At 54.4% G+C, this 21,797-nt stretch carries 16 protein-coding genes; 10 read left to right on the top strand and 6 right to left on the bottom strand.

Going from position 1 to position 21,797, the window contains the following annotated elements:
- Positions 1-86: 86 nt before the first annotated feature.
- The 3 genes from BW972_RS14930 (at position 87) to BW972_RS14920 (ending at position 5,648) form a co-directional block, all read left to right on the top strand.
- Complete coding sequence (locus tag BW972_RS14930; RefSeq protein WP_076422698.1) at positions 87-1,685, top strand: M20/M25/M40 family metallo-hydrolase; 1,599 nt, start codon at positions 87-89, stop codon at positions 1,683-1,685.
- 229 nt (positions 1,686-1,914) lie between these two features.
- The gene (locus BW972_RS14925; RefSeq protein ID WP_040573996.1) at positions 1,915-3,060 is read left to right on the top strand and encodes a putative sensor domain DACNV-containing protein; all 1,146 of its coding nucleotides are present in this window, start codon (positions 1,915-1,917) and stop codon (positions 3,058-3,060) included.
- Between the two features lie 119 nt (positions 3,061-3,179).
- A complete protein-coding gene (locus tag BW972_RS14920; protein ID WP_076422697.1) occupies positions 3,180-5,648 on the top strand; it encodes a TonB-dependent receptor plug domain-containing protein in 2,469 nt (822 codons plus the stop codon).
- Positions 5,649-5,705: 57 nt separating this feature from the next.
- Here the strand turns inward: BW972_RS14920 and BW972_RS14915 are convergent, their stop codons facing one another.
- The 3 genes from BW972_RS14915 to BW972_RS14905 form a co-directional block, all read right to left on the bottom strand.
- On the bottom strand, positions 5,706-6,917 hold the full coding sequence (locus BW972_RS14915; RefSeq protein ID WP_234986399.1) for a DUF1501 domain-containing protein: 1,212 nt from the start codon (positions 6,915-6,917) through the stop codon (positions 5,706-5,708).
- 24 nt (positions 6,918-6,941) lie between these two features.
- Positions 6,942-8,354, bottom strand: a complete 1,413-nt coding sequence (locus BW972_RS14910; protein ID WP_076422695.1) for a DUF1800 domain-containing protein — start codon at positions 8,352-8,354, stop codon at positions 6,942-6,944.
- Positions 8,355-8,475: 121 nt separating this feature from the next.
- The gene (locus tag BW972_RS14905; RefSeq protein WP_007655175.1) at positions 8,476-8,916 is read right to left on the bottom strand and encodes a winged helix-turn-helix transcriptional regulator; all 441 of its coding nucleotides are present in this window, start codon (positions 8,914-8,916) and stop codon (positions 8,476-8,478) included.
- A gap of 116 nt (positions 8,917-9,032) precedes the next feature.
- On the opposite strand from BW972_RS14905, the gene BW972_RS14900 reads away from it, so the two are divergent.
- The 5 genes from BW972_RS14900 (at position 9,033) to BW972_RS14880 (ending at position 12,530) form a co-directional block, all read left to right on the top strand.
- Positions 9,033-9,662, top strand: a complete 630-nt coding sequence (locus BW972_RS14900; protein ID WP_076422694.1) for an NAD(P)H-dependent oxidoreductase — start codon at positions 9,033-9,035, stop codon at positions 9,660-9,662.
- 75 nt (positions 9,663-9,737) lie between these two features.
- Positions 9,738-10,439: a DsbA family oxidoreductase gene (locus tag BW972_RS14895; RefSeq protein WP_076422693.1), complete on the top strand. Its 702-nt coding sequence runs from the start codon at positions 9,738-9,740 to the stop codon at positions 10,437-10,439.
- 12 nt (positions 10,440-10,451) lie between these two features.
- Positions 10,452-11,474, top strand: a complete 1,023-nt coding sequence (locus BW972_RS14890) for an LLM class flavin-dependent oxidoreductase (protein WP_076422692.1) — start codon at positions 10,452-10,454, stop codon at positions 11,472-11,474.
- Between the two features lie 227 nt (positions 11,475-11,701).
- Positions 11,702-12,067: a spore germination protein GerW family protein gene (locus tag BW972_RS14885; protein WP_007655181.1), complete on the top strand. Its 366-nt coding sequence runs from the start codon at positions 11,702-11,704 to the stop codon at positions 12,065-12,067.
- A gap of 13 nt (positions 12,068-12,080) precedes the next feature.
- Positions 12,081-12,530, top strand: a complete 450-nt coding sequence (locus BW972_RS14880; protein WP_007655182.1) for a hypothetical protein — start codon at positions 12,081-12,083, stop codon at positions 12,528-12,530.
- Positions 12,531-12,543: 13 nt separating this feature from the next.
- On the opposite strand, the gene BW972_RS14875 is transcribed toward BW972_RS14880, so the two are convergent.
- Positions 12,544-13,155 (bottom strand): hypothetical protein, encoded by a 612-nt coding sequence (locus tag BW972_RS14875; protein ID WP_007655183.1) that lies wholly within the window; start codon positions 13,153-13,155, stop codon positions 12,544-12,546.
- A gap of 226 nt (positions 13,156-13,381) precedes the next feature.
- On the opposite strand from BW972_RS14875, the gene hflK reads away from it, so the two are divergent.
- Both hflK and hflC read left to right on the top strand, forming a co-directional pair.
- A complete protein-coding gene (gene hflK, locus BW972_RS14870) occupies positions 13,382-14,365 on the top strand; it encodes an FtsH protease activity modulator HflK (protein WP_076422691.1) in 984 nt (327 codons plus the stop codon).
- 3 nt (positions 14,366-14,368) lie between these two features.
- Positions 14,369-15,307 carry a protease modulator HflC gene (gene hflC, locus BW972_RS14865; protein WP_007655185.1) on the top strand — a complete coding sequence of 313 codons (939 nt, stop codon included), beginning with the start codon at positions 14,369-14,371 and terminating at the stop codon, positions 15,305-15,307.
- Between the two features lie 215 nt (positions 15,308-15,522).
- On the opposite strand, the gene BW972_RS14860 is transcribed toward hflC, so the two are convergent.
- Both BW972_RS14860 and BW972_RS14855 read right to left on the bottom strand, forming a co-directional pair.
- The gene (locus tag BW972_RS14860) at positions 15,523-16,362 is read right to left on the bottom strand and encodes an MBL fold metallo-hydrolase (RefSeq protein ID WP_076422690.1); all 840 of its coding nucleotides are present in this window, start codon (positions 16,360-16,362) and stop codon (positions 15,523-15,525) included.
- A 372-nt stretch (positions 16,363-16,734) separates the two neighbouring features.
- On the bottom strand, positions 16,735-21,702 hold the full coding sequence (locus BW972_RS14855) for a DNA repair ATPase (RefSeq protein ID WP_076422689.1): 4,968 nt from the start codon (positions 21,700-21,702) through the stop codon (positions 16,735-16,737).
- Positions 21,703-21,797 lie beyond the last annotated feature (95 nt).

Raw genomic sequence — 21,797 nt, 5'->3', positions numbered from 1 at the left:
GGTTTCGGTATCTATAGCACTTATTTACTATATTAAACGGATATACCTTAACATATCATACAAACAATCCATACCTTACATTAACCATGAAGAAACACCCTATTCGCATTTTGGCCCTGGCCCTTATGCTTTCAGGCGGTGTGAGCAGCGCAACGCTCGCGCAACGACCGCAGCAGCAGGCACAGTCACAACAAAAGCAGGATCCTGTTATCCAGAACATCATCAAAATGGCTACCGAGAACTCACAACTCGAGCAGTTGGGCCATGAACTCATGGACGGCGTGGGACCACGTCTGGTAGGTACACCGCAGATGAAGGAAGCCGCCGACTGGGCCGTGAACAAGTACAAAGGCTGGGGCATCGATGCCCGCATTGAAAACTACGGCGAATGGCGCGGCTGGGAGCGTGGCATCACGCACATCGATATGGTGCACCCGCGTGTACAGTCTCTGGAGGGTATGCAGCTGGCCTGGAGCCCGTCTACGTCTTCTAAAGGTGTAACGGCTGAGGTGATTACGATGCCTGATTTCGCTGACTCCCTTGCTTTCCAGCGCTGGCTGCCAAGTGTGAAAGGCAAAATAGTGATGATCTCGATGAACCAGCCAAGTGGCCGTCCGGAGTACAACTGGAAAGAGTTTGCGACGGAAGAGTCTTTCGAGAAAATGAAAAAAGTGCGTGACGAGCAGAACGAGGCTTACCGCAAGCGCATTGCCGCTACTGGCAAAACCGCCCGTACGCTGCCTGTTGCTTTGGAGAACGCCGGTGCTGCCGGTATCGTGATGTCGAACTGGTCACAAGGTTTCGGCGTGAACAAGATCTTCAGCGCCTATACCAAGAAGATTCCTACTGTAGATCTTTCTCTGGAAGATTATGGTATGCTATACCGCCTGGCCGAAAACGGCAGCAAGCCACGTATCAAAGTGGTAGCGGAGTCGAAGCACTCTAAGAAGCCGGTTCCTACCTTCAACACCATTGCTGAGATCAAGGGCTCTGAGAAGCCTGACGAATATGTGATCCTGTCAGCTCACTTTGACTCCTGGGATGGCGCTACCGGCGCTACAGACAACGGTACCGGCACGATCCTAATGATGGAAGTAATGCGCATTCTGAAGCAGGTATACCCGAATCCGAAGCGTACGATCCTGGTAGGTCACTGGGGTAGCGAAGAGCAGGGCCTGAATGGTTCTCGTGCTTTCGTGGAAGATCATCCGGAGATTGTAAAGAACACACAGGCGGTGCTTAACCAGGACAACGGTACTGGTCGCGTGGCCAACATCTCTGGCCAGGGCTTTCTGCATGCTTACGACTACATGGGTCGTTGGCTGAACGCTGTTCCGCGTGAGATCACCAAAGACATCCAGACCTCTTACCCTGGCTTCCCGGGCGGTGGCGGTTCTGACCATGCTTCTTTCATTCCGCATGATGTACCTGCCTTCATGCTGAGCTCCCTGAGCTGGTCTTATGGCAATTATACCTGGCACACCAACCGCGACACATACGACAAGATCGTGTTCGACGATGTGCGCAGCAACGTGATCCTGACCGCTATCCTGGCTTACATGGCCAGCGAAGAGCCGGAACTGGTACCGCGTGAGCGCAGTGTGATGCCGGTGAACCCACGCACTGGTGAGCAGATGAGCTGGCCACAGGCCAGACCTGCTACCCGTAAAGGTGGTCTTGACTAAGACATACAAAAGCAGGTAATATACCTGGTTTATTTCAGCACAGCCGTTGCAGACCTTCTGCAGCGGCTGTGCTTTTTTTAGCTATACCTGTTTCACTCTCCCACCTGCCTTTAAAGGAATCTATAAGTTTTTGCGCCATGCACCGTATAAAAAAAGAGGGCTTGTGCCAGTGCTTCTACACCTGCCCCTGAATAATTGCACCAGCTATACCTGAAAAGCGAAAAAATACATGATTGGCAAATCGACATACAAGGCCGCACGTGAGGTGGCTCAGATAGCAGAAGACCATTTCACAACCCAGATAGAAGCAGCAAAAAAATTAAACGGTAACAACCTGGCCACCGTACCGCCTGCCCGCATCATCGAAACCATGATCGATGCCGCTTTCTGGGCTAGCCTGCGTCGTGAAGAAGGCCAATCCCCTAAAATATCCCTTGCCTTTCTGCCGCCCGAACAGACCGAACAGCCCTTGTTGTTCGAGCATCACCTCACCCTGTCCCCTGCCGTGCTGACCAAGCTTGGTCCGGGTGTGGAGCGGCAGGGCATTCACCTGGGCGTATGGTACGAGGGAGACTACCTCCATATCTGGGGGACAACCCGCAGCATCCCCAACTTTTGCTTTGTGTTGGATGTGTCAGAGCCTGGCTTGCTGGTGATCAAGCACCGCCGGCAGGATGGCTTTGGCAAGTTTGTGAATGTGGCCGTACTGATGGGCGATCAGGTGAAGATCGTGAACGAACAAAGCTCCCATTTGCCGAACTGTCCTGATGTGCTGACTTCATTGCTGGGCTTCAGCTCCCTGAGCGTCTGGAACAAGTCGCTCAACGTACTGGTACAATTGGCCGTGTCGATGCGCTCCCACAAGAGAGGCGGCATCCTGCTGGTGGTACCTGCTGGCTCTGATACCTGGCGCACCTCTATCCGGCACCCTATGCGGTATGCCGTGGGCCCAGCATACTCCGAACTGACTGATCTGATGAAACAGAAAGAAGAAAAGGACGGCGAAAACTCCAACTGGCAGGACGAGCTCGGAAGAGCCATAGAGGCTATGGCCGGCCTTACAGCCGTGGATGGCGCCACAATTATCAGCGACAAATATGAATTGTATGCTTTCGGCGCCAAAATAACCCGCAAACAAGGCAGCACGCCGGTAGATAAGCTGATTCTGACAGAACCTGTGATCGGGGGTGAAGCCATGATCGACCAACCCGCCCTGAGCGGTGGCACCAGGCATTTGTCAGCCGCCCAGTTCGTGCACGACCAGCGGGACGCTATTGCACTGGTCGCTTCACAGGATGGCAGGTTCACCATCTTCAGCTGGTCTGATTGCGAGAACATGGTACAGGCCAACCGCATTGATTCCCTGCTGCTCTAGCGGCATAAATCACGGTGTTTCTCCCTCCCGTAAAGGGTCCCCGCCATATGATTTTAAGGAATGATTATTGCACTCGTTTTTGTTGATAAAGAAGAGATGTTTTAGAAAGAGAGGACGATATGATCAGATATAAAATAACTAAAAAATGGGCCTACCTGGTGCCGGCACTGCTGCTGGCATTTGTGTCGCTGGCCTTCGTCAGTCCGCAAACGGACCTGCTCCAGCAGTTGGAGAAGCATCTTACGAGCTGGCGCACACAATACGCCCCTGAGAAGGTATACCTGCACTTAGATAAGCCGCGCTACACACCAGGCCAGCAGATCTGGCTCAAAGGTTATGTAGTAGATGCCGCCAGTCTGCAGCCGACCTCCAAAAGCAACGTGCTGTACGTGGACCTGCTTAACGCCAACAACGAAGCCGTGCAGCGCCTGAAACTGAAGGCTGAGAACGGCAAAGCCAACGGCGACATTGTTCTGCCGGCTAACCTGCCAGTGGGGCAGTATACTCTCACCGCCTATACCCAATGGATGCGCAATTTCGGGGAGGAGAGCTTCTTCCGGAAAGAGATCAGTATCATAGGCGAAAAGGCGACGACAGAAAAGCAGGATAAGACCGCGCAGCAGATCGACCTGCAGTTTTTCCCGGAGGGCGGTGACCTGGTACAGGGGCTGCAAAGCCGCGTCGCCTTTAAAGCCACCAAACCCGACGGAACAGGTATAGCCATGACAGGTGCTGTGTATGATGCGCAGAACCAGAAGTTGTTCGATATTAAAGACACGCACATGGGAATGGGCGCCTTTACGTTGCAACCACAGCAGGGCCAGCGGTACCAGGCTCGGGTAACCTTCGAAGATGGCAGCAAGGCCGAGTATACCTTGCCGGAAGCAAAACCGACGGGCTATGTGCTCAGCGTGAATGAAACAGCCAACCCGGAGCAGGTACAGGTGAGCATTGCCGGCAATGCCTCAGGCCGGCAGTCGCTGGTGCTGACAGGTATAAGCCGCGACGCGGTGCAATACGCCGAGCAGTTCAACCTGCAGCCAGGCCAGACCTTTAGCAAGCAGGTCGCCAAAGCGGATTTCCCGACAGGTATAGCCCGCTTTAACCTGGCCACCGCCAACGGGGAGCCGCTGGCAGAGCGCCTCGTGTTTATCGACAATCAGGACAACCTGGACATCAGCCTGAGCACCGACAAGAAAACCTATGCGGGACGTGAGCGTGTGACCATGCAGGTGCTGGCCCGCGACAAACAAGGCAAGCCGGTGTCTACGGATTTCTCGCTGGCGATCACTGACGACGAGCTGGTGACGCCGGATTTGCAAGGGCTTAATATCAACGCCTACCTCCTGCTAACATCTGACCTGCGCGGCCATGTACAGAATCCGGGCTACTACTTTGAGGAGAATAATGCCGCACGAAAAGAAGCCCTCTCCTACCTGCTGATGACGCAGGGCTGGCGCCGCTTTGGCTGGCAGCAACTCGCCAAGGGTGAATTCCCGGAGTTGAAGCATAGTCCGGAGACGGACCTTGCCGTGCGGGGTACTGTGCTGACCGACAGAGGCAAACCGGTAAAAGGCGGTGAGGCCCTGCTATACCTGAAAGGGCAGCACCTGGCTTTTATCACGACTGAAACAGATAAAGACGGCAGATTTGCTTTCGAGGGATTTGACTTTACCGGCGCCGTGGATATGGTGGTGCAGGGCACAGATAATCGCGGTCGGCGAAAGCATTTGCAGGTGAAGATCGACGAGCAGGATTACCAGCCAAAACTGCCGGCTATACCTGCGCCACGAAGTGAGGAACTGGTAGCCAGCGCCAGCCCGGATCTGCTGACCGCCGGTAAAGTAGAAATGGCAGCGGCTGACGAGGTAAACGCTGACCTGACACTGAAAGGCATTCTGCTGAAGGATGTGGAGATTCAGGGCGAAGCCGACATGGTACAGCCCTTTAAGCTGCACCGAAAGGCAGATGCGGTTATTGATGTGAAGGACTTACCGATTGCCCCTTCCGGCAATGTAATAGAATCCTTACAGGGGCGAGTAGCAGGCGTGCAGGTATACCGTGCCGGTCCGAATGATTACAGGGCGCGCATCCGGGGCAGCAGAACCGCTCCGCTATACCTGATCGATGGCATGCCTGTGGAAGAGGGCATCACTTCGCAGCTAAACCAGTTCGATATCAGCCGCATCGAGATCCTGAAAGATCCGGCCAGCGCCAGTCTGTATGGCGGTCGTGCTTCGGGCGGTGTGATTGCGCTGTATACCCGTCAGGGTGGTGAGGCGATGCAGGAAGTGGAGCCTGGTAAGTACATCATCATACACCGGGCACAGGGCTACAGCAAGGTGCGGGAGTTCTACAGTCCTGCTTACGACGGCAAGACACCCGCCAGCCGCGAGCCCGACCTGCGCACGACGTTGTACTGGAACCCGAGTGTGCAAACCGACGCAGCAGGCAAAGCGACTGTTACATTCTACGCCGCCGATCGCAACACGACTTACAGAGCCACTGCCGAAGGTATATCCGATGCAGGTAAGCCTGGCCGGGGTATCACAACCTTTGGTGTGAGTCTGGGAAAAGCGAACCCGTAAGACTAACACAAAAGACCGCCGCTTATACCTGAGCGGCGGTTTTTTTGTGCCTATACTTTACATCAGTCCGGTCAGTAACTGGGTTTTGCCGCCCAGTATACCTGCCGCGTTTCCGTCCAGCCAGTTGTGCAGCAGGGTGGCGTAAATGTTCCGGAAATCGATGTTATACCGAAGGTCGCCCTGGTCTAGGTCCTGCAGATTGGGGCCTTCGTTGTAAATACCTGCCTGCTTTAGTTTCCCGCCGATCAGGAAAAGGTTGTTCGCCGTGCCGTGATCAGTACCGTTGCTCGCATTCTGGGCTACGCGCCTGCCAAACTCCGAAAACACCATAATCACGGTATTGTCAAACTCCTGCTGCTGCTTCAGGTCTTCCACGAAGCTGTAGAGCCCCTCTGAGAGTTCGCGCAAGAGGTTCGCCTGCTGCCCCGCCTGCCGCACATGCGTGTCGAAACCGGTGAGGGAGGCGTAGTATACCCGCGACTCCACGCCCGAAGCGATTAGCTCCGCGATGGTCTTCAGGTGGCGGGCAAACTCACCGTTCGGGTATTCTTTTTTGCTGCGGTATACCTTGGTTTTCTCCTGCAGGTAGCCAGCCGATTGCTGTGTATCGATCAGTGTTTTATAGAGGTAATCTACCTGGTGGTGCGTGTGCTCCTCCGCGTGCAACTGCGCCGCCTGCTTCAGGAACTGGTCGTTCGTCGCCTGAAAAAAGCGTTTCACATCCTGTACCGCTATACCGGTATACTGTGCTCCTTTCAGCGCCAGACTAAGCGTATCGTCCACCTCAATGGCTGCGTAGTTGGCCGAAGGGCCGGAAAGACTGTCGAGGTAGCGGCCCAGCCAGCCGGTGCTCAGGTATTCGTCGGAGGCGCTGGCGGAGTGCCAGATGTCCATCGAGCGGAAGTGTGAGCGGTCCGGATCGGGATAGCCGACACTGTTCAGGATAGAAACATAGCCCTGATCGTAAAGCAGGCGCATCTTTTCCATCGCCGGGTTCAATCCGAGACCTTTTCCCAGGGTGAGCACTTCGCGGGAAGGTATAGCCAGGGAAGGGCGTGCTTTGTAATAGAGATCGTTCTGGTAAGGTACCACCGTGTTCAGACCGTCGTTGCCGCCGCTAAGCTGTATTACGACCAGCCTCTTGCCGTTGGAATTAGCCAGCAGGGACAGTCCGCCGCGGTCAAGGCCGTGCAGAAAATTGGGTACCAGCAGCATACCGGAGGCCAGCGCCGACATTTTAATGAATTCTCTTCTGGAATTAGTTGCCATAGTGCGAAAGTGAGCGGTGGAAAACTAGCATAACTGGTACTCAGGTAAAGAAAGCAGCCGCAGCGTCAGCAGCGTCACTTTGTCGGCGTGAGCAGCTCCCGAGGGTATGTGCTGCGTGAGCAGTGCCGCTGTTTCCGGGCGTAACGGTACCTGCAGCAGCTTCTGGCTCAGCCTGTCGATCAGTTCCCGGTCCTTCACTTTCTGCAATTGCTGCTGCAGTCCGTTCAGGTCGGCTTTGGCACGTACAACCCGGATTCCATCCTGCCGGCGCCTGCGTGGTGCGGTCGGTTCGGTGTCATCGTCGGGTTTCAGGTTCACCTCCAGTGCCGCATCCTGCAGCAGGGCTGGCCCGATGCGCAGCCGGAAAGCGAGTGTGGAGCTGTCGATCCAGTTTCGTCCGCCGGCCCAGCCGCTCACATTTGGGGGCCTGAACAGCTCCTGCCCCAGCGCCCGCTGTAATACCAGCGGACTACGGCCATCGCTGTAACGCACGTCAAACTGCCGCTGCAAACCAGCCAGCAGCTCGATCGGCGATTTTATTTTGCTTCCCACCACATCCGGTCCGTAAAACCACTTGGCCGTAAAGATCTTCTCCAGCAGCTTCGGTATATCGTAGCCTGTCTCGTAGAAGTAGCTGCTCAGGCTTTGGATGCGCTCGGGGTGCGGGGTATCGCTCACGAAAAAAGCGTAGATTTTCTCCGTCAGGAATTCGGCAGTGCGTGGGTTTTCAACGACAATTTGCAGGATCTCTTCCCCGCTGAAATTTCCCCGTTTCCCCATGAAGGTTTTCTTGCCCCGGTCGTGCTGTCGTGTGCGAAACACGAATTTCCCCTGCGGGTTGTAAGACCAGCCGGTAAAGGCGCGGGCGGCTTCTTTGATGTCCTGTTCGGTATAGTGTCCGCGGCCCAGCGTGAAGAGCTCGAGCAGTTCGCGGGCGAAGTTCTCGTTGGGGCGCTGTTTGCGGTTTTGCTGATTGTTGAGGAACTGCAACATGCCGGGGTCTTTGGAGATGGCCAGCAGCAGGTCCGGGAATTTGTCCAAAGCGTGCTCCCGGAGAGTGTTGTGCTGCTGCAGCGCAAATCGGGGTTCTCGCAGGCGGCAGGCAAAGTGCCCGTGCCAGAAAAGCGTCATCTTCTCACGCAGCTGGGCTTCGGAGGTGGCCATTTGCTGTAGCCACACGTTGTTGAGCAGCACGAATCCCTGCTGCCGTTCCCGCTGCCGCAGCAGGCGCATTTCGGCATTCTGTGCGTCGGCCTGCAGTGTTGTTTCTGTGCGCGGAAGCGCTACCTCCAATGGCACTGCCTGCCCCGACTGGCGAAGCAGTTCACGAATGGCACTTTTGATTCCGGGACTAGCCTGATCAGGCCTGAAAGGTATACCAAAGCCTGCCCTCCAGTAGAGGTGCTGCAGCTTTTGTTCGCGTGCTAAAGTTTTCATGCAGATGCCATTTAAACTTAGATGAAAAAGACTCATCGAAGTTTAAATATACCTGAAAATATATGTTAGCAGGTATGGCATCTAACAAATTTAAAGTCAGCCGGTTTTGACCGGTTCGCTGCTAGGCAAGCTGTGCCTGTTTTTCCTTTTTCGCGTACCGTTCCCGCGCCTCCAGAATCTGGTCGATGTTGAGCTTTGCCCAGTCGGCAAGCTGCAGGAGTTGCAGCAGCAGCCCCTGCCCCAGCGGCGTCAGGCTGTACTCCACACGCGGCGGAATCTCGGGGTATACCTGTCTACTCACCAGTCCGTCCTCTTCCAGAGAGCGCAGCGTGACCGTGAGCATGCGCTGTGACACGCCGTTGATCTGGCTTTTCAGCTCGTTGAAGCGCAGCTTTTCCTCCTTCCCCAGCGTGAGGATGGTATAGATGGACCACTTGTCGCCGAAACGGGCCAGAATGTCCTTAACCGGGCAGCAGGTTTCGGGTTCTGCCTTGCTGCACAAAACTTTATCAATCTTTTTCTGAATCGCAAGTCGCTGGTTCTCAACTTTAGTTACTTCCATGATACTAGGTGAGGCTGAAGTGCCTGCTTGACCAGCACAAATTTAACAAATACCTTTGAGTTACCAAAAGTAACTAAGTATTGAAACGTTACTGGTCATTTAACTGTTGTATAGACATGAAAATCTTAGAATCTTTGAAATGGCGCTATGCCGCCAAGCGAATGAACGGCCAGCGCGTGCCGTCTGATAAAGTAGAGCGTATTTTGGAGGCCATCCGACTGGCCCCTTCTTCCATGGGTCTGCAGCCTTACACGGTGCTGGTGATCGAGGACGAGGAGCTGAAAAAGCAGATCCGACCGATCGCCATGAACCAGCCGCAGATTGAGGAAAGCTCACACCTGCTGGTGTTTGCCGCCTGGGACGATATCAACCCGGAGCACATCGAGGAGTACATCCGGCATACAGCCGAGGTGCGCAACATGCCTGCCGAGCAGCTGAATGATTTCAAAAACACGCTGCTAGGTATAGCCGATCGCAACACACAGGAGCAGAACTTCAACTGGGCCGCCCGTCAGGCTTACATCGCCTTTGGCGTGGGACTGGTAGCCGCTGCCGCTGAGCAGGTGGACGCTACCCCGATGGAGGGCTTCGACGCAGCCGCTCTGGACAAACTGCTGAACCTGCCTGAGAAAGGTCTGCGCAGTGTGACCATCATGCCGCTGGGCTACCGCGATGCCGACAACGACTGGCTGGCCAAACTGCCGAAAGTAAGACGTCAGAAGGAAAAATTCGTACTGGAAGCATAGGCTTCACAATAGCAGATTCAGCCGACAGCTGCCTCTATCGGGTAGCCGTCGGCTTACGCATTTAAAGAAATTACTATGACAAAGCAGAAAATCAAAATAGACATCTTCTCCGACATCAACTGCCCCTGGTGCTATGTAGGCGAGCGCAGACTCGACAAAGCCCTGCAGCAGGTGGGAGATCAATATGAAGCCGAGATCTCTTTCAAAGCCTTTGAGCTGAACCCGAATATCCCGCAGGATGGCATGGGCCGACTCGACTACTTCAAAGGCAATTACGGTGAGCAGATCGTGTCGCAGGTGCCGGCTATGGACCAGCGCATGACCGAGGCTGGTGCTGAAGAAGGTATAAAGTTCAACTTCTCAGAAGGTATGACGGTGAACAACACGTTTAACGGACACCGCCTGATCTGGCTGGCAGGCCAGTACGGGGTGCAGCACGAGGTTGCCAATGCGCTGTTCAAAGCTTACTTCACCGAAAACCGTAACATGAATGACCTGGCCGTGCTGAAGGAAATAGGTATAGCCGAAGGTATACCGGCTGAGCGGCTGGAAAACTTCTTCCAAAGCGAAGAAGGCAAACAGGAAGTGCGCCAGATGGAAGCTTTTGCGCAGTCTGCAGGTATAACCGGCGTGCCCGCTTTTGTGATCAACGACCAATACCTGGTGAGCGGCGCACAGCCTGCCGAAACTTTCCTGAACTTATTTAAGCAAGTAGCGCCTGCCATCCAGAAGCTCGACATAGAAGGCGACAGCTGCGAGGTAGGCAGAGTGTGCTAAAAAACTAAAGCTATGGCAGACAAAAAACTAAGTGATATCAAATTATCCGTGCTCGATCTGGTGCCTATCCGCACAGGCAAGAGCATCCACGATTCCTTTCAGCATAGTCTGGAGCTGGCCCGCCACGTGGAGCAGCTGGGCTATACCCGCTATTGGCTGGCGGAGCACCACAACATGCCCGGCATCGCCAGTTCGGCCACAGTCGTGCTGATCGGCTATATTGCCGGTGGTACTTCTACCTTACGGGTGGGATCTGGTGGCATCATGCTGCCTAACCATGCGCCGCTGGTAGTAGCGGAGCAATTCGGCACACTTGAGAGCCTATACCCGGGCCGCATCGACCTGGGTCTGGGACGAGCGCCCGGCACCGACCAGGTGACAGCCTATGCACTGCGCCGCGACCTGCAGGGTAATGTGGAGGATTTCCCGAACAACGTGGCAGAGCTAAAACAATACTTAAGTGCTGACAACAGCACGGCCAAGGTACGCGCTATACCTGGCGAGGGCCTCGACATACCTATCTGGATACTCGGCTCGAGCACCTTCGGCGCACAACTAGCCGGTATGATGGGACTGCCGTACGCCTTTGCGAGTCACTTCGCCCCTGCCGCACTGCACGCCGCGCTCCAGGTATACCGCGAAAGTTTCCGGCCATCTGAGCAGTTACAAGAGCCTTACGCTATGGCCTGCGTGAACGTGGTGGCCGCGGACACCGACGCAGAGGCGGAGCACCTGGCAACTTCCCTGTACCAGTCTTTCCTGAACGTGATTCAGGGTAAGGCCCTGCCGATGCAGCCGCCTGTAGAGAGCATGAAAGGCCGCTGGAGTCTGCAGGAAGAGTACGCCGTGAAACAGATGCTGCGCTACAGCTTTGTGGGCAGCAAGAAGTCGGTGCAGGAAGAGCTGCAGGCCTTTGTGGACGAGACGCAGGTAGACGAGCTGATGATCTCAACCGGCATCTTCGATCCAGCCAAACGACTGCACTCCTATACCTTGCTCTCTGAGATCAGCGAACTCGCAGGCGCTAAGGTATAAGCCGAAGCAAATTCATGAAACATAAGGTCTAGGTTTTGTATACCTGACCCGCTATTCATCAACAGACCCGAAATTCGCTTCGGGTCTGTTTTTTTTTATACCTATACCTGTATGCCAGCGCCACTCACCTTTTATTCGATGCTCCTCCCCTCCTTTTCTGCAACGATTTAATCTACTATCGTACAACTTATTGTTGAATGGTTTCAAATTAAATCAAACATAAAGCTATGGAAGAGACATCAAAAAAGGACGATAACACCTTTATTGAGCGACTGGCGCAGCGACTGGGCATTACGGCGAATGCCAGTACCATTTATGGTGAACCGGTAGAGCGCGATGGCGTGACGGTTATACCTGCGGCTAAGGCCATGTACGGCTTCGGGGGAGGCAGTGGCTCCAAAGCAGGCGAAGAAGGAATCGGCGGCGGTGGCGGTGTGGGCATCAAGCCCGTGGGCTACATCGAGATAAAAGACGGGAACACCAAATTCAGATCCATACCAGATCCGGAACGGGTGGTAAAGATAATCGGTGTGAGTGGTGTCATGGCCCTGCTGCTGGTTAAAGCCGTTACCAAGATGCTGGACCGTCAATAAGCCCGGCTGCGTGATGAAAGGAATGGAATCATCTGCAGGGGAGCCTTCCTTACAGAAAACCCTGATGAGAGGTACTGCTGTCTGGCTGTTGCTCATGGGTGCCGAGGTAATACACGGCATTGCCCGCACAGCTTTGCTGGCACCCCGGACCGGCGACTTTAAAGCCAGGCAGATCAGTGTCTTCTCGGGGTCTGCCCTGATTTTGAGCATTACCTACCTAACCATCAGCTGGATCGGCAGCCGCAACAAAAGCACGCTGCTTCGCCTGGGTATAGCGTGGCTTCTGCTCACGCTGCTCTTTGAATTTGTGCTTGGCCGTAAGGTGCTGCACCTCTCCTGGCAGCGGCTCCTCTCCGATTACAACCTCCGGAAAGGCGGTCTGCAACCCATTGGTTTGGTAATGATGACACTGGCCCCGCTCCTGATGGAGCGCCTGAAAAGAAAAGAGCAGCGACTACTGTAGAAGGCAAATCTGGCTACTGCCCTGCTTTATTCCGTGGCGGGTTGATCATGATGTGTGCCCCGTGCGTGCCGGGATGCATGATCCAGGGCATGGCTACGGAGCCTTGGTCCGGCTTGAGCGGCAGACCTGTGCTCTCAGCTGTAGCCCAGGGAATGTAAACCACATAACGCAAATAGCCGTCAGCCACCTCGCCGGTTCGCATGTTCACCTGCTCCTCAGGAGCACTGTACACGAAGAGCGTGGTAGGCTGTTTGGGCATGTTCAGTTTCCCGCTCTTGGCTTCTTTTTCACGCATATCAAAAATCTCGTTGGCGCTAACACCTTGTCGGCGCAACTCACGGCCACGTGCCATAAAAGGCTCCAGGTCACGGTGATAGCATGAGGCCGAAAACCCTGGCTGGTTCGGGTCGTCGGCCAGGCAGATCAGTTCGTTTGTTCCTTTCCTCAATGTCACCACCTCTCCTTTTTGATTGTATCCCAGCACAGTAGCGCCTTCGCGCATATCGGCAGGGGCGGCCAGCACGGCTGTTTTGATCTGATTTTCAGGAGTGGGTACAGTAGTGCTCTGGGCTTGGCTGCTATACCCAACCAGCAGCATGAAAATGAAAGCTACGAAGTGTTTCATATCGGTTTTGGAGCTTAGAATGTTCAACTAATTGAGGGCTGAATCTCAGCTTCTACCCTGTACGAAGAAAATCAGAAAAGGCTTAGGCCATGTTGTCTTCTGATGCCAGCAACGTATCTATGCCTGCTGGTAGCCCCCTCCGGGTTCCGTAGCTATACCTATCAAGACATCAACATATTAAGATATTTTAGTTATCTTAACGCTACCAACCAATTAACCCGCTCTCATGGCTGAACCCAACTACCGGCTACAATACTACATGTTCCTGCTCAGCAAGCACTTCCGAAAAATTTTGCTTGGACTGTTTTTGCTGATCCTCCTCCTCACTTCCGTGAAAACGGTAGGTCCTGAAGAAGAAGGCGTGGTAATGTACGTGGGCCACTACGACCGCACCGTGCAGCCGGGGCTTAACTTCATTTTGCCTTTTGGCATTGAGGAGATGCGGAAGATCCCGGTGCAGCGCCAGCTCAAGCAGGAGTTTGGTTTCAGAACGCTGGATGCCGGCAGAAACACACAGTATTCTAAAGCAGACTTCAATGATGAGTCGCTGATGCTGACCGGCGACCTGAACCTGGCCAACGTAGAATGGGTGGTGCAGTACCGGATTGTGAACTCCTATAATTACCTGTTCAAGGTGCGTGACGCTGAGAAGGCCCTGCGAGATATGTCTGAGTCGGCGATGCGCAAAATAGTGGGCGACCGCACTGTAAATGAAGTGCTCACCGTTGGGCGCCAGGAAGTGGCTACCAGCATGGAGGTACTGCTGCAGCGTATGTGTGACGAGTACGAAAACGGTATCCGCATCGACCAGGTGGTGCTGCAGGACGTGAATCCGCCAGAGACTGTGAAGCCGTCTTTCAACGCCGTAAACCAGGCCCAGCAGGAGCGCGAGACACTCATCAACCAGGCGGAGTCAGAGTATAACCGCATCATTCCGCGTGCCCGTGGCGAGGCCGATGAAACGATCCAGTTAGCCGAGGCCTATGCGCTGACGCGTGTGAACGTGGCAACTGGTGAAGCCGCCCGTTTCAACTCCCTTTTCGAAGAGTATGTGAAAGCTCCTGAGGTAACCAAGAAGCGTCTATACCTGGAAACCATGGAACGCATTCTGCCAAAAATTGGTGATAAAGTGATCGTAGATGAGCGTGGCAACAATGTGCTGCCGCTGCTGAACCTGAATCAGAATAAAAATCAAACTCCAACGAAATAGCCTGTGAACACTCCTAAAATACTATCGCTCATAGCTGCTGTACTTCTGCTAACGCTGCTTTTCACAAGCGTATTCGTACTCGATGAGACTAAGCAGGCCATTGTCACGCAGTTTGGTAAACCTGTAGGCGAACCCCGCACGCAGCCAGGTTTGCACTTCAAAATCCCGATCATCCAGAAAGTGCAGTTTTTTGACAAGCGCTACCTTGAGTGGGACGGCGACGCCAACCAGGTACCGACCAAGGACAAGAAGTTCATCTTCGTAGATTCCTACGCCCGCTGGCAAATCACCAACCCGCTGCAGTTTTTCATCCGACTGCGCGACGAGCGCTCGGGCCAGTCACGCCTCGATGACATACTGGACGGTGAAACCCGCAACGCCATCGCCAGCCACGACCTGTTGGACATCGTGCGCTCCACCAACCGCGAGCCGGAAATAGCAGACGAGATTATGGAGGACCTTGAAAACCTCGAGAAGATTTCAGTAGGACGTGACAAAATAGAGGCGCTGATCCTGAAACGAGCCAACGAACGCACCTCTGATTTAGGCGTGCAGATCCTGGATTTCCGTTTTAAGCGCATGAATTATGTGGACGAGGTGCGCAACAGGGTATACGACCGCATGATCAGTGAGCGTAACCGAATTGCCGACCAGTTCCGTTCGGAAGGTCAGGGTGAGGCCCGCAAGATTCAGGGTAACAAAGAGCGTGACCTGGCCCAGATCACCTCCCAGGCCACCCGCGAAGCCGAAGTGATCCGTGGTAAAGCCGACGCGCAGGCCACTTCCATCTACGCCTCTGCCTACAACCGTAACGCACAAGCGCGTGAACTATATGGCTTCCTCCGCTCTATGGAGACGCTGGAGAAGTCATTTGATGACAAGACGAGTATCATTTTGTCAACAGACTCGGAATTGTATAGGTATTTGAAAAGAGCGAACTGAGGAAAGTTTAAGAGTCGAGGAGTTTGAGCGTTTAGGAGTTAAAAAGGGAGAAAGGTGCGAATTCTTGTAGGGACAGATCGCGACCTGTCCGAATCGTGCACAAGCATTTTGAATCAGAAATAATTGCTAATGTAAAAGGGCCAGCTGTATATGCAGCTGGCCCTTTTCTTTATCTAACAAGGTAACTCTGTTGTCCTTTACCTGCTGTCCCTTGACTAAAACAACGACAGCTGCTCCCCTGCCGGTGTGATATCAGCGACAGAAAGGGTCCGACCGAAAATATCCCCCTGGCTGCGGATGTGATAAACGGCTGTTTCTTCGAAGCGGGAAGCGACCACCACTTCTGTACCGTCGGCGCAGGTGTCGAACAGGCTCTTGGCCAGCTTCGGACAGTTGTTGTCTTTGGAAAGGTGCGACAGGAACACATGGCTCATGAAGGCCGGTTTGTGCGCCACAAACAGCTCTAGCGCCTGCTTGTTGGACATGTGCCCATGGTTGCCGCTGATGCGGCGCTTCAGGTAGTAGGGGTAGTAACTCTGCTCCAGCATGCCGTCGTCGTAGTTCGTTTCCAGGAAAGCGGCATGGCACTGCTGGAAATGCCGGATCACATGGTCGCAAGGCGTACCGATGTCCGTGAACACGCCGATAGTTACACCATTGCCTTCCACCACAAAGCTATGCGGGTCAGCTGCGTCATGAAATTTCGGGAAGCCTGTTACGCTCAATCCCCCAACCTGCACCGACTCATAGCCAGTAAACGACAGCACCTCTACCCCACTCAGTTCCATGCGGGAGCGGTACAGGGTATCTGTTGTTATGTAAACGGGCAGTTTGTACTTACGGGCCAGCACCGGTATACCTTTGATGTGATCGGAGTGCTCGTGTGACACGAAAATAGCCTTTACCTTGCGCATGGACAGGCCCAAACGGCGCATACGCGTCTCCGTTTCGCGGCACGAAATACCAGCATCTACCAGCACAGCTTCGTGCTCGTTGCCGATGTAGTAACAGTTTCCGTTGCTGCCGGAGTTAAGGGAGGTAATTGCTAAAGACATAGAAGTACAAAGGTCGGGCTTATCCGGAGATAAGTCAACCTGCTAAAGCTTTAAATAATTCCTGCTCCTTGATTTTAAAACACGAGGATTGAAGCCACGGCTTGGTAAACGTAAGAGCCCCTTCAGTTTATACCTCCAAGTTTATTTTACATCTCTTACCATTACCAAATCAAAGTAGCGAATGAACCCTCGCTCGCGTCCCGCGAGTGTGAGTCATCTAGTGGCGTCCCGCCACTTGTGCTACAGGCTCAGGTTTTAGCGGCCAGAGTCCGCCGGATAGCTCACACTCGCGGGACGCGAGCGAGGGCAAATTAGCACCCGAACGATTCGATAATGGTATCAGCTATACTTTATAATTCCTCCAGCTATACCTTACAAACCTTCCGTAGCCTCCAACCTACTTGGCTTAAACTGACTCAGCACATCCTTTATACCTGCCAGTCCGCCGGAGATGTTCTCCATCTCCGATAGCACCTGCCCTACCTGGTTGTTGCCGCCGAAGCCCTTGAGCTTGTTGTTGCGCACGAAGGTGGCTTTGATGTCTTCCCAGCGCTGGGCCTCTGCCTCGGTCATGATGCCGATCAGCTGCTTGAACTTGAGCATGTTGGCTTCGGCGCCGGAGGTGAGCGTCTGCGACTCGGCTTCGTAGTGCGACAGGATCAGCGTCTGCAATTCCTGGTCGTTCATGATCGGCATCACCTTCTCGGCCAGCTTGTTCATGTTGCGGTAAGAGCCCTGCAGCTTAAAGGCCGGTTCGGTGCGGTACTCGTCTGCCTGCGCCGCCGAGCGGATGTACTCGAGGTTCACTTTCAGGATCACGTCCTGGATCTTGAGCAATTTCTTCAGCACCAACACATACTCGTTGAGTTCGGCTGCCGAGTGGTTGCCTTCAAACTCCAGCCCTTCGCTGTTGCCCGTTTCTGCCAGCTGGATCAGGGCATAAATATCCTTCTGACTCTTCGCCGCCAGCTTGGCCAGCACGGTGTTGGAGGTGAGGGAGTTTTCGATGTAGCTCAGTCGGAACACATCTTCTGTGTCGCCGATGATGTCGCCGAGGTTGTAGATGTCGGCGCGGTTGGCGAGCATGTCTGGAATGCGGAACTTCTCTCCTGTCTCGGTGTAAGGGTTCCCAGCCATCACCACGCATACCTTCTTACCCCGGAAGTCATAGGTTTTGCTGCGGCCTTTGTACACGCCTTCAATCTTGCGCTGTGCGTCGCAAAGGGAGATGAACTTCTGCAGAAACTCCGGGTTACAGTGCTGGATGTCGTCGAGGTAGATCATCACGTTGTCGCCCATCTCAAAGGACAGATTCAGCTTCTCGAGCTCTTCGCGGGCTGCAGCGTTGGGTGCCTCTTTCGGGTCCAGCGCCGTCACCTGGTGCCCGATAGCAGGACCGTTGATCTTCATAAAGATAATGCCTAGGCGGTTGGCGATGTACTCCATGATGGTCGTCTTACCATAGCCTGGCGGTGAGAGCAAAAGCAACATACCCATCAGGTCGGTGCGCTTGGTCTCGCCTGCCGTGCCGATCTGCTTGGCCAGGTTGGCGCCGATCAGCGGCAGGTATACCTGGTCGATCAATTTATTGCGCACAAAAGACGAGAGCACCCGCGGCTTGAATTCGTTCAGGCGCAGTGCCTGCTCGGCCTGCTGCGTCAGGTTCTTTTTGAGCTCCGTGAAAGCTGTAAAGGCCGTAGCCGTGCTGGAGGTATAGTCACGGAGACGGTGCAGAAACTGGTGGTAGTTCAACTGGTAGCTTTGTCCCTGCACCTGCTGGTGAGCACCCTGCATACCTTGCAGATTCTCTTTCAGGACCGTGTGCACCACCTGCAGGGGACTGTAGCTGTCGGTGAGCAAGAGCGTGGCCACTTCAGCCACATACTCGGCTTTGTCGTGCTGTCCCGCCTGTGCAATGTAGGCTTTCAGCCAATGCTGAATCAGCTCGAACTGGTGCGCCACGTTCTCCTCCAGCGCCTTCACCGATTCCTCAAAACGATCCAGCACCTTGCGCTCCGTCAGGAAATGCTTGAAGCCGTTGAGGAGTACATCGGCCTGACTGTCGATCACAAAATGGTTGCCGCGAGTCAGTTCGTAAAACAGATACTCCCCTGCTTCAGCTGCACTGGCTGCTTTGCACAGCCCCGTCTCCTGCTGAAAGGTATAGAGTTCCTGCTGCAGACCCGCTTTTACATCGTCAAACTCATGCGTGTCGGGGAATACCTGCATGATAGCGCTGATTCCTTTGATCTGGTGCGTGAGCGTTTTCTTCTTCGACTCGGGCGCAAACACCTGCCAGTACAGCTGCGCACAGGCCCTGTCGATGGAGGTATAGCGGAGCAAGTCGGCTGTTTTGATCAGGCGGATCAGGGCGGCCAAGATAAGGGCTGCGTCGTGGTCGTGCACGCCTTTCATGTAGCCCTCGTTGAAGCGCACAGTCATGAACTTGTTCACGTAGTCGGTCAGCTCTGCCTCGGTGAGTTTGTGCAGATCGTCGATGCTCAGGTAGCGCAGGCTGTTCTCCGATTGCTGCCTATTTATACCTGTATCCTGCGCTGCTTCCAGCACTTTAAAGGCGAGGTACTCGGCACGGTATACCTGGTTGTTTTCTGACACCAGCGTCTGCTCCCACACGGGGCGGTAGCTCAGAAACTGGTCATCGGTGATCTTCTCGAAAAAGCTGGTGCCGGTGAGGTGGTAGTACATGGCGTCGTCGCGGTGCACCACGCTTAGCTCCAGCGGTTGGGTGTTAACCGTAAACTGGTGCTTGCCGAACCTCAGGATGTTGGCCCCGTCCACGAACAGCTCCTGCTTGTCCTTGAGCTGGCGCACGGCGTCTTCCTTCAGTGTTTTGAGGCGGCTTTGGATGGTATCGGCTTTTACTGTGTCACCGATCTTGAGCAATTCCTCCACCGTGCTCCGCACCTTCTCGATCATCAGGTCGGAGGCGAAATAGCCGTTGATCTCACTCACCGAAGTCAGTTTGCCCGCTCGGTTCTGCACCGCTTTCAGGATGCGGTCAGCCGCTTGTTGCAGGCTGTTGGCCCGCTTGTTCTGCGCCTCCTGCAGCTGCACTTTCTTCGATTCAAAAGCGCTGTAGATCTCCTCCCGCTTGACGGTGAGCTGCTCGATGAACTCGTCGAAATCCGGGAAGCGGCCTTCGAGCTCCTCCAGCTGCACCATCAGCTTGGCCAAGTACTCTTCGCACTTCTGCGGCGAGTCCGACACGTCGAGGTAGTTGACCACACTCTGACTGATCAGCTTGATCTGAGAGTTGAATTCGGCCTTGCCTTCCTGACTCAGGAGCTCTTTACGCTTGCGACGCAGGGTGGCTTTGGTCTGGTTAAAAGTAGCGTAAATAGTTGAGATCGTATCGATGATGCGGGTGGTCTGGGTAGCGTCTTCGATCTTGAGGTTGCTCACCACATCGATCAGCATTTCCAGCTCCGCCGAAACCGCCGCAATTTCCTTGTCGGTTGCGTCCGCTTCCACCACTTTGGCTATACCTTCAATGGCGGTGTTGATCTCCTTTACCTTCTTCTCGTAAGGCGCCAGCGCGTTCGGCTGCAACAGGAATTCAACGGCTCCGTTGGCGGTATCCTGCGCAAATTGCTGCAGCTGCGCTTCGTATTTTTCAATGGTCGGAAGGTCGGTATAGCGCAGCTCTTTGAGCGAAATCACCTCTCCGCGTATACCCCGCAGGTCGGCTAGGTACTTCACATAGTCGTTGATGCTTTCGGCCTTTTTGTGCTTCAGCGTCTGGATCAGCGCGTCGGCCTGCCCCAGCACCTGACCTATCTGCGCCTGCGTGTTTTTCTTGATGCTGAGCACCTTTTCGTACTCCTCTACCGCCGCCGTGGCCGTCTGCCGGATCGCCGCAATCGGAGCCGCCAGATTATAGGTTTCCGCACGGTTCAGCCAGTGGTAAGAGTCCAGCACATCGGTGGTCTTCTTGATCAGGTCCAGGTATAGGTTGGCGTAGGAATCGTCTTTGTGCAAGAGGGACAGCACCTCGTTGCTCTCGGCCATGGCCCGCACAATGTCCTTGTTGCCGATCTTGTATAGGTAGGACTCCTGCGTAACCGGTATCACAAAGTTCGGCCCGATGTAAGGCGTCTGCCAGATCTGGATGGCGTGGTGCTTCTGCGCCTCTTCGTCGGCCCGGAAATAGCACAGCTCGCCGTTCTCGTAAATGGCGTAGCCATGGCAAAGAATCGGTGTTTCGATCTGCTGCGTGATCAGGTTATAGGACAGCAACTGGTAAATGCCCGACTCCTTGTTGTAGAACACATACAGGAAATCCTCGCCGTTCGGGGACGCAATGCGCTTCTCAAACAGCATGTCCTGCAGGTTGTTGTCGAATTGCTTGAACTCGCCGGTCTGCAGGTAGTAGCCATAGGCGTAGATGATGCCCTGTCCGTCCGGCAACAGCACACAACTGTGCTCCAGCGCATCGATGCGGCGGGCCTCCTGCAGCTTCACATTGTAGACGAAGTAGCGGTAATTGTTCTCCCGGTAGGGACGTATCTTCAGGACAATGATGTTGCCCACCACGGCGTAGTAGATCTCCGAGTCGTCGAGCGTCTGGTCTTTGTCGTCTACCTCTTCCGAGTAAATGCCGCGACCGGAATCGGTGTTGTCTTCCACCTTAATGGTGAGGTCACCGCCGACCGTCTCCACAAACACCTTGTCCTCAATGGACACGTGCGGGTGCTTGCCTTTGCGCTGCGCCTCGCGGGTGGTGCGCTTCCAGCTGAAGTCGTGCTGGTTCGGGAACACATACTCGTGGTCGCTGCGGTTGTCGATGTAGGTGATCGTGTCGCCTTTGAGCAACCACTTAAAGGTCTTGATATCGTTAACGCCCTTGCCCACTCGGAACACCATGTACAGGTAGTTGCCGATGTGCGCAAACTTGACGAACTGGGTGTTCTTGTAGTATTTGTAGAGCTTCTGAAAGTCGTCCTGAAAGGTCTTGTCCTGCAGCAAGTCGAGCGGCTGCTGATGGAAGCTGTGGCCCTCGTAGGTATAGACGCCAAACACATCCGACAGCTCCACCTCCGACTTCAGGCCAAGGTATACGTTGTAGCCAAAGAGCAAGGTATAGCCCACGGGCACCATGTCCCAGGGCACGCAGTTGTTCTCGGTGGTGATGCGCTCGGTGGTAATCAGTTTCGTCTCAATCGCCCCGAATACGCTCTTCCGCTCCTGGTTCAGCTGCTCCAGTTGCGTGCGCAGTTCGGCCCCGCTTTTCTGCAGACGGTTCCGTAAGATTTCATAAGTGCCCCCCTCCAACTGCACGTTTTCTGCAGTTGCGGTGGTGGCGGTATTGGTATCTTCCATGTGGGTGGAGGATTAAAAATTTAAGGTTGGTAAGTTTTGGCTTTGGTGAAAGCCAATTGTTTTCACGGCTTATTTTGTACTAATGGCTCACGGCT

Origin of the sequence: Pontibacter lucknowensis, assembly GCF_900156415.1 — a bacterium.
Taxonomy (GTDB): Bacteria; Bacteroidota; Bacteroidia; order Cytophagales; family Hymenobacteraceae; genus Pontibacter; species Pontibacter lucknowensis.
This window is presented reverse-complemented; position numbering and strand designations above follow the sequence as displayed.

Bases quoted from the DNA above. Each gene is read 5' to 3' on its own strand.
- BW972_RS14930 (WP_076422698.1), top strand. From the start codon at position 87: ATGAAGAAACACCCTATTCGCATTTTGGCCCTGGCCCTTATGCTTTCA.
- BW972_RS14925 (WP_040573996.1), top strand. From the start codon at position 1,915: ATGATTGGCAAATCGACATACAAGGCCGCACGTGAGGTGGCTCAGATA.
- BW972_RS14920 (WP_076422697.1), top strand. From the start codon at position 3,180: ATGATCAGATATAAAATAACTAAAAAATGGGCCTACCTGGTGCCGGCA.
- BW972_RS14915 (WP_234986399.1), bottom strand. From the start codon at position 6,917: ATGGCAACTAATTCCAGAAGAGAATTCATTAAAATGTCGGCGCTGGCC.
- BW972_RS14910 (WP_076422695.1), bottom strand. From the start codon at position 8,354: ATGAAAACTTTAGCACGCGAACAAAAGCTGCAGCACCTCTACTGGAGG.
- BW972_RS14905 (WP_007655175.1), bottom strand. From the start codon at position 8,916: ATGGAAGTAACTAAAGTTGAGAACCAGCGACTTGCGATTCAGAAAAAG.
- BW972_RS14900 (WP_076422694.1), top strand. From the start codon at position 9,033: ATGAAAATCTTAGAATCTTTGAAATGGCGCTATGCCGCCAAGCGAATG.
- BW972_RS14895 (WP_076422693.1), top strand. From the start codon at position 9,738: ATGACAAAGCAGAAAATCAAAATAGACATCTTCTCCGACATCAACTGC.
- BW972_RS14890 (WP_076422692.1), top strand. From the start codon at position 10,452: ATGGCAGACAAAAAACTAAGTGATATCAAATTATCCGTGCTCGATCTG.
- BW972_RS14885 (WP_007655181.1), top strand. From the start codon at position 11,702: ATGGAAGAGACATCAAAAAAGGACGATAACACCTTTATTGAGCGACTG.
- BW972_RS14880 (WP_007655182.1), top strand. From the start codon at position 12,081: ATGAAAGGAATGGAATCATCTGCAGGGGAGCCTTCCTTACAGAAAACC.
- BW972_RS14875 (WP_007655183.1), bottom strand. From the start codon at position 13,155: ATGAAACACTTCGTAGCTTTCATTTTCATGCTGCTGGTTGGGTATAGC.
- hflK (WP_076422691.1), top strand. From the start codon at position 13,382: ATGGCTGAACCCAACTACCGGCTACAATACTACATGTTCCTGCTCAGC.
- BW972_RS14860 (WP_076422690.1), bottom strand. From the start codon at position 16,362: ATGTCTTTAGCAATTACCTCCCTTAACTCCGGCAGCAACGGAAACTGT.
- BW972_RS14855 (WP_076422689.1), bottom strand. From the start codon at position 21,702: ATGGAAGATACCAATACCGCCACCACCGCAACTGCAGAAAACGTGCAG.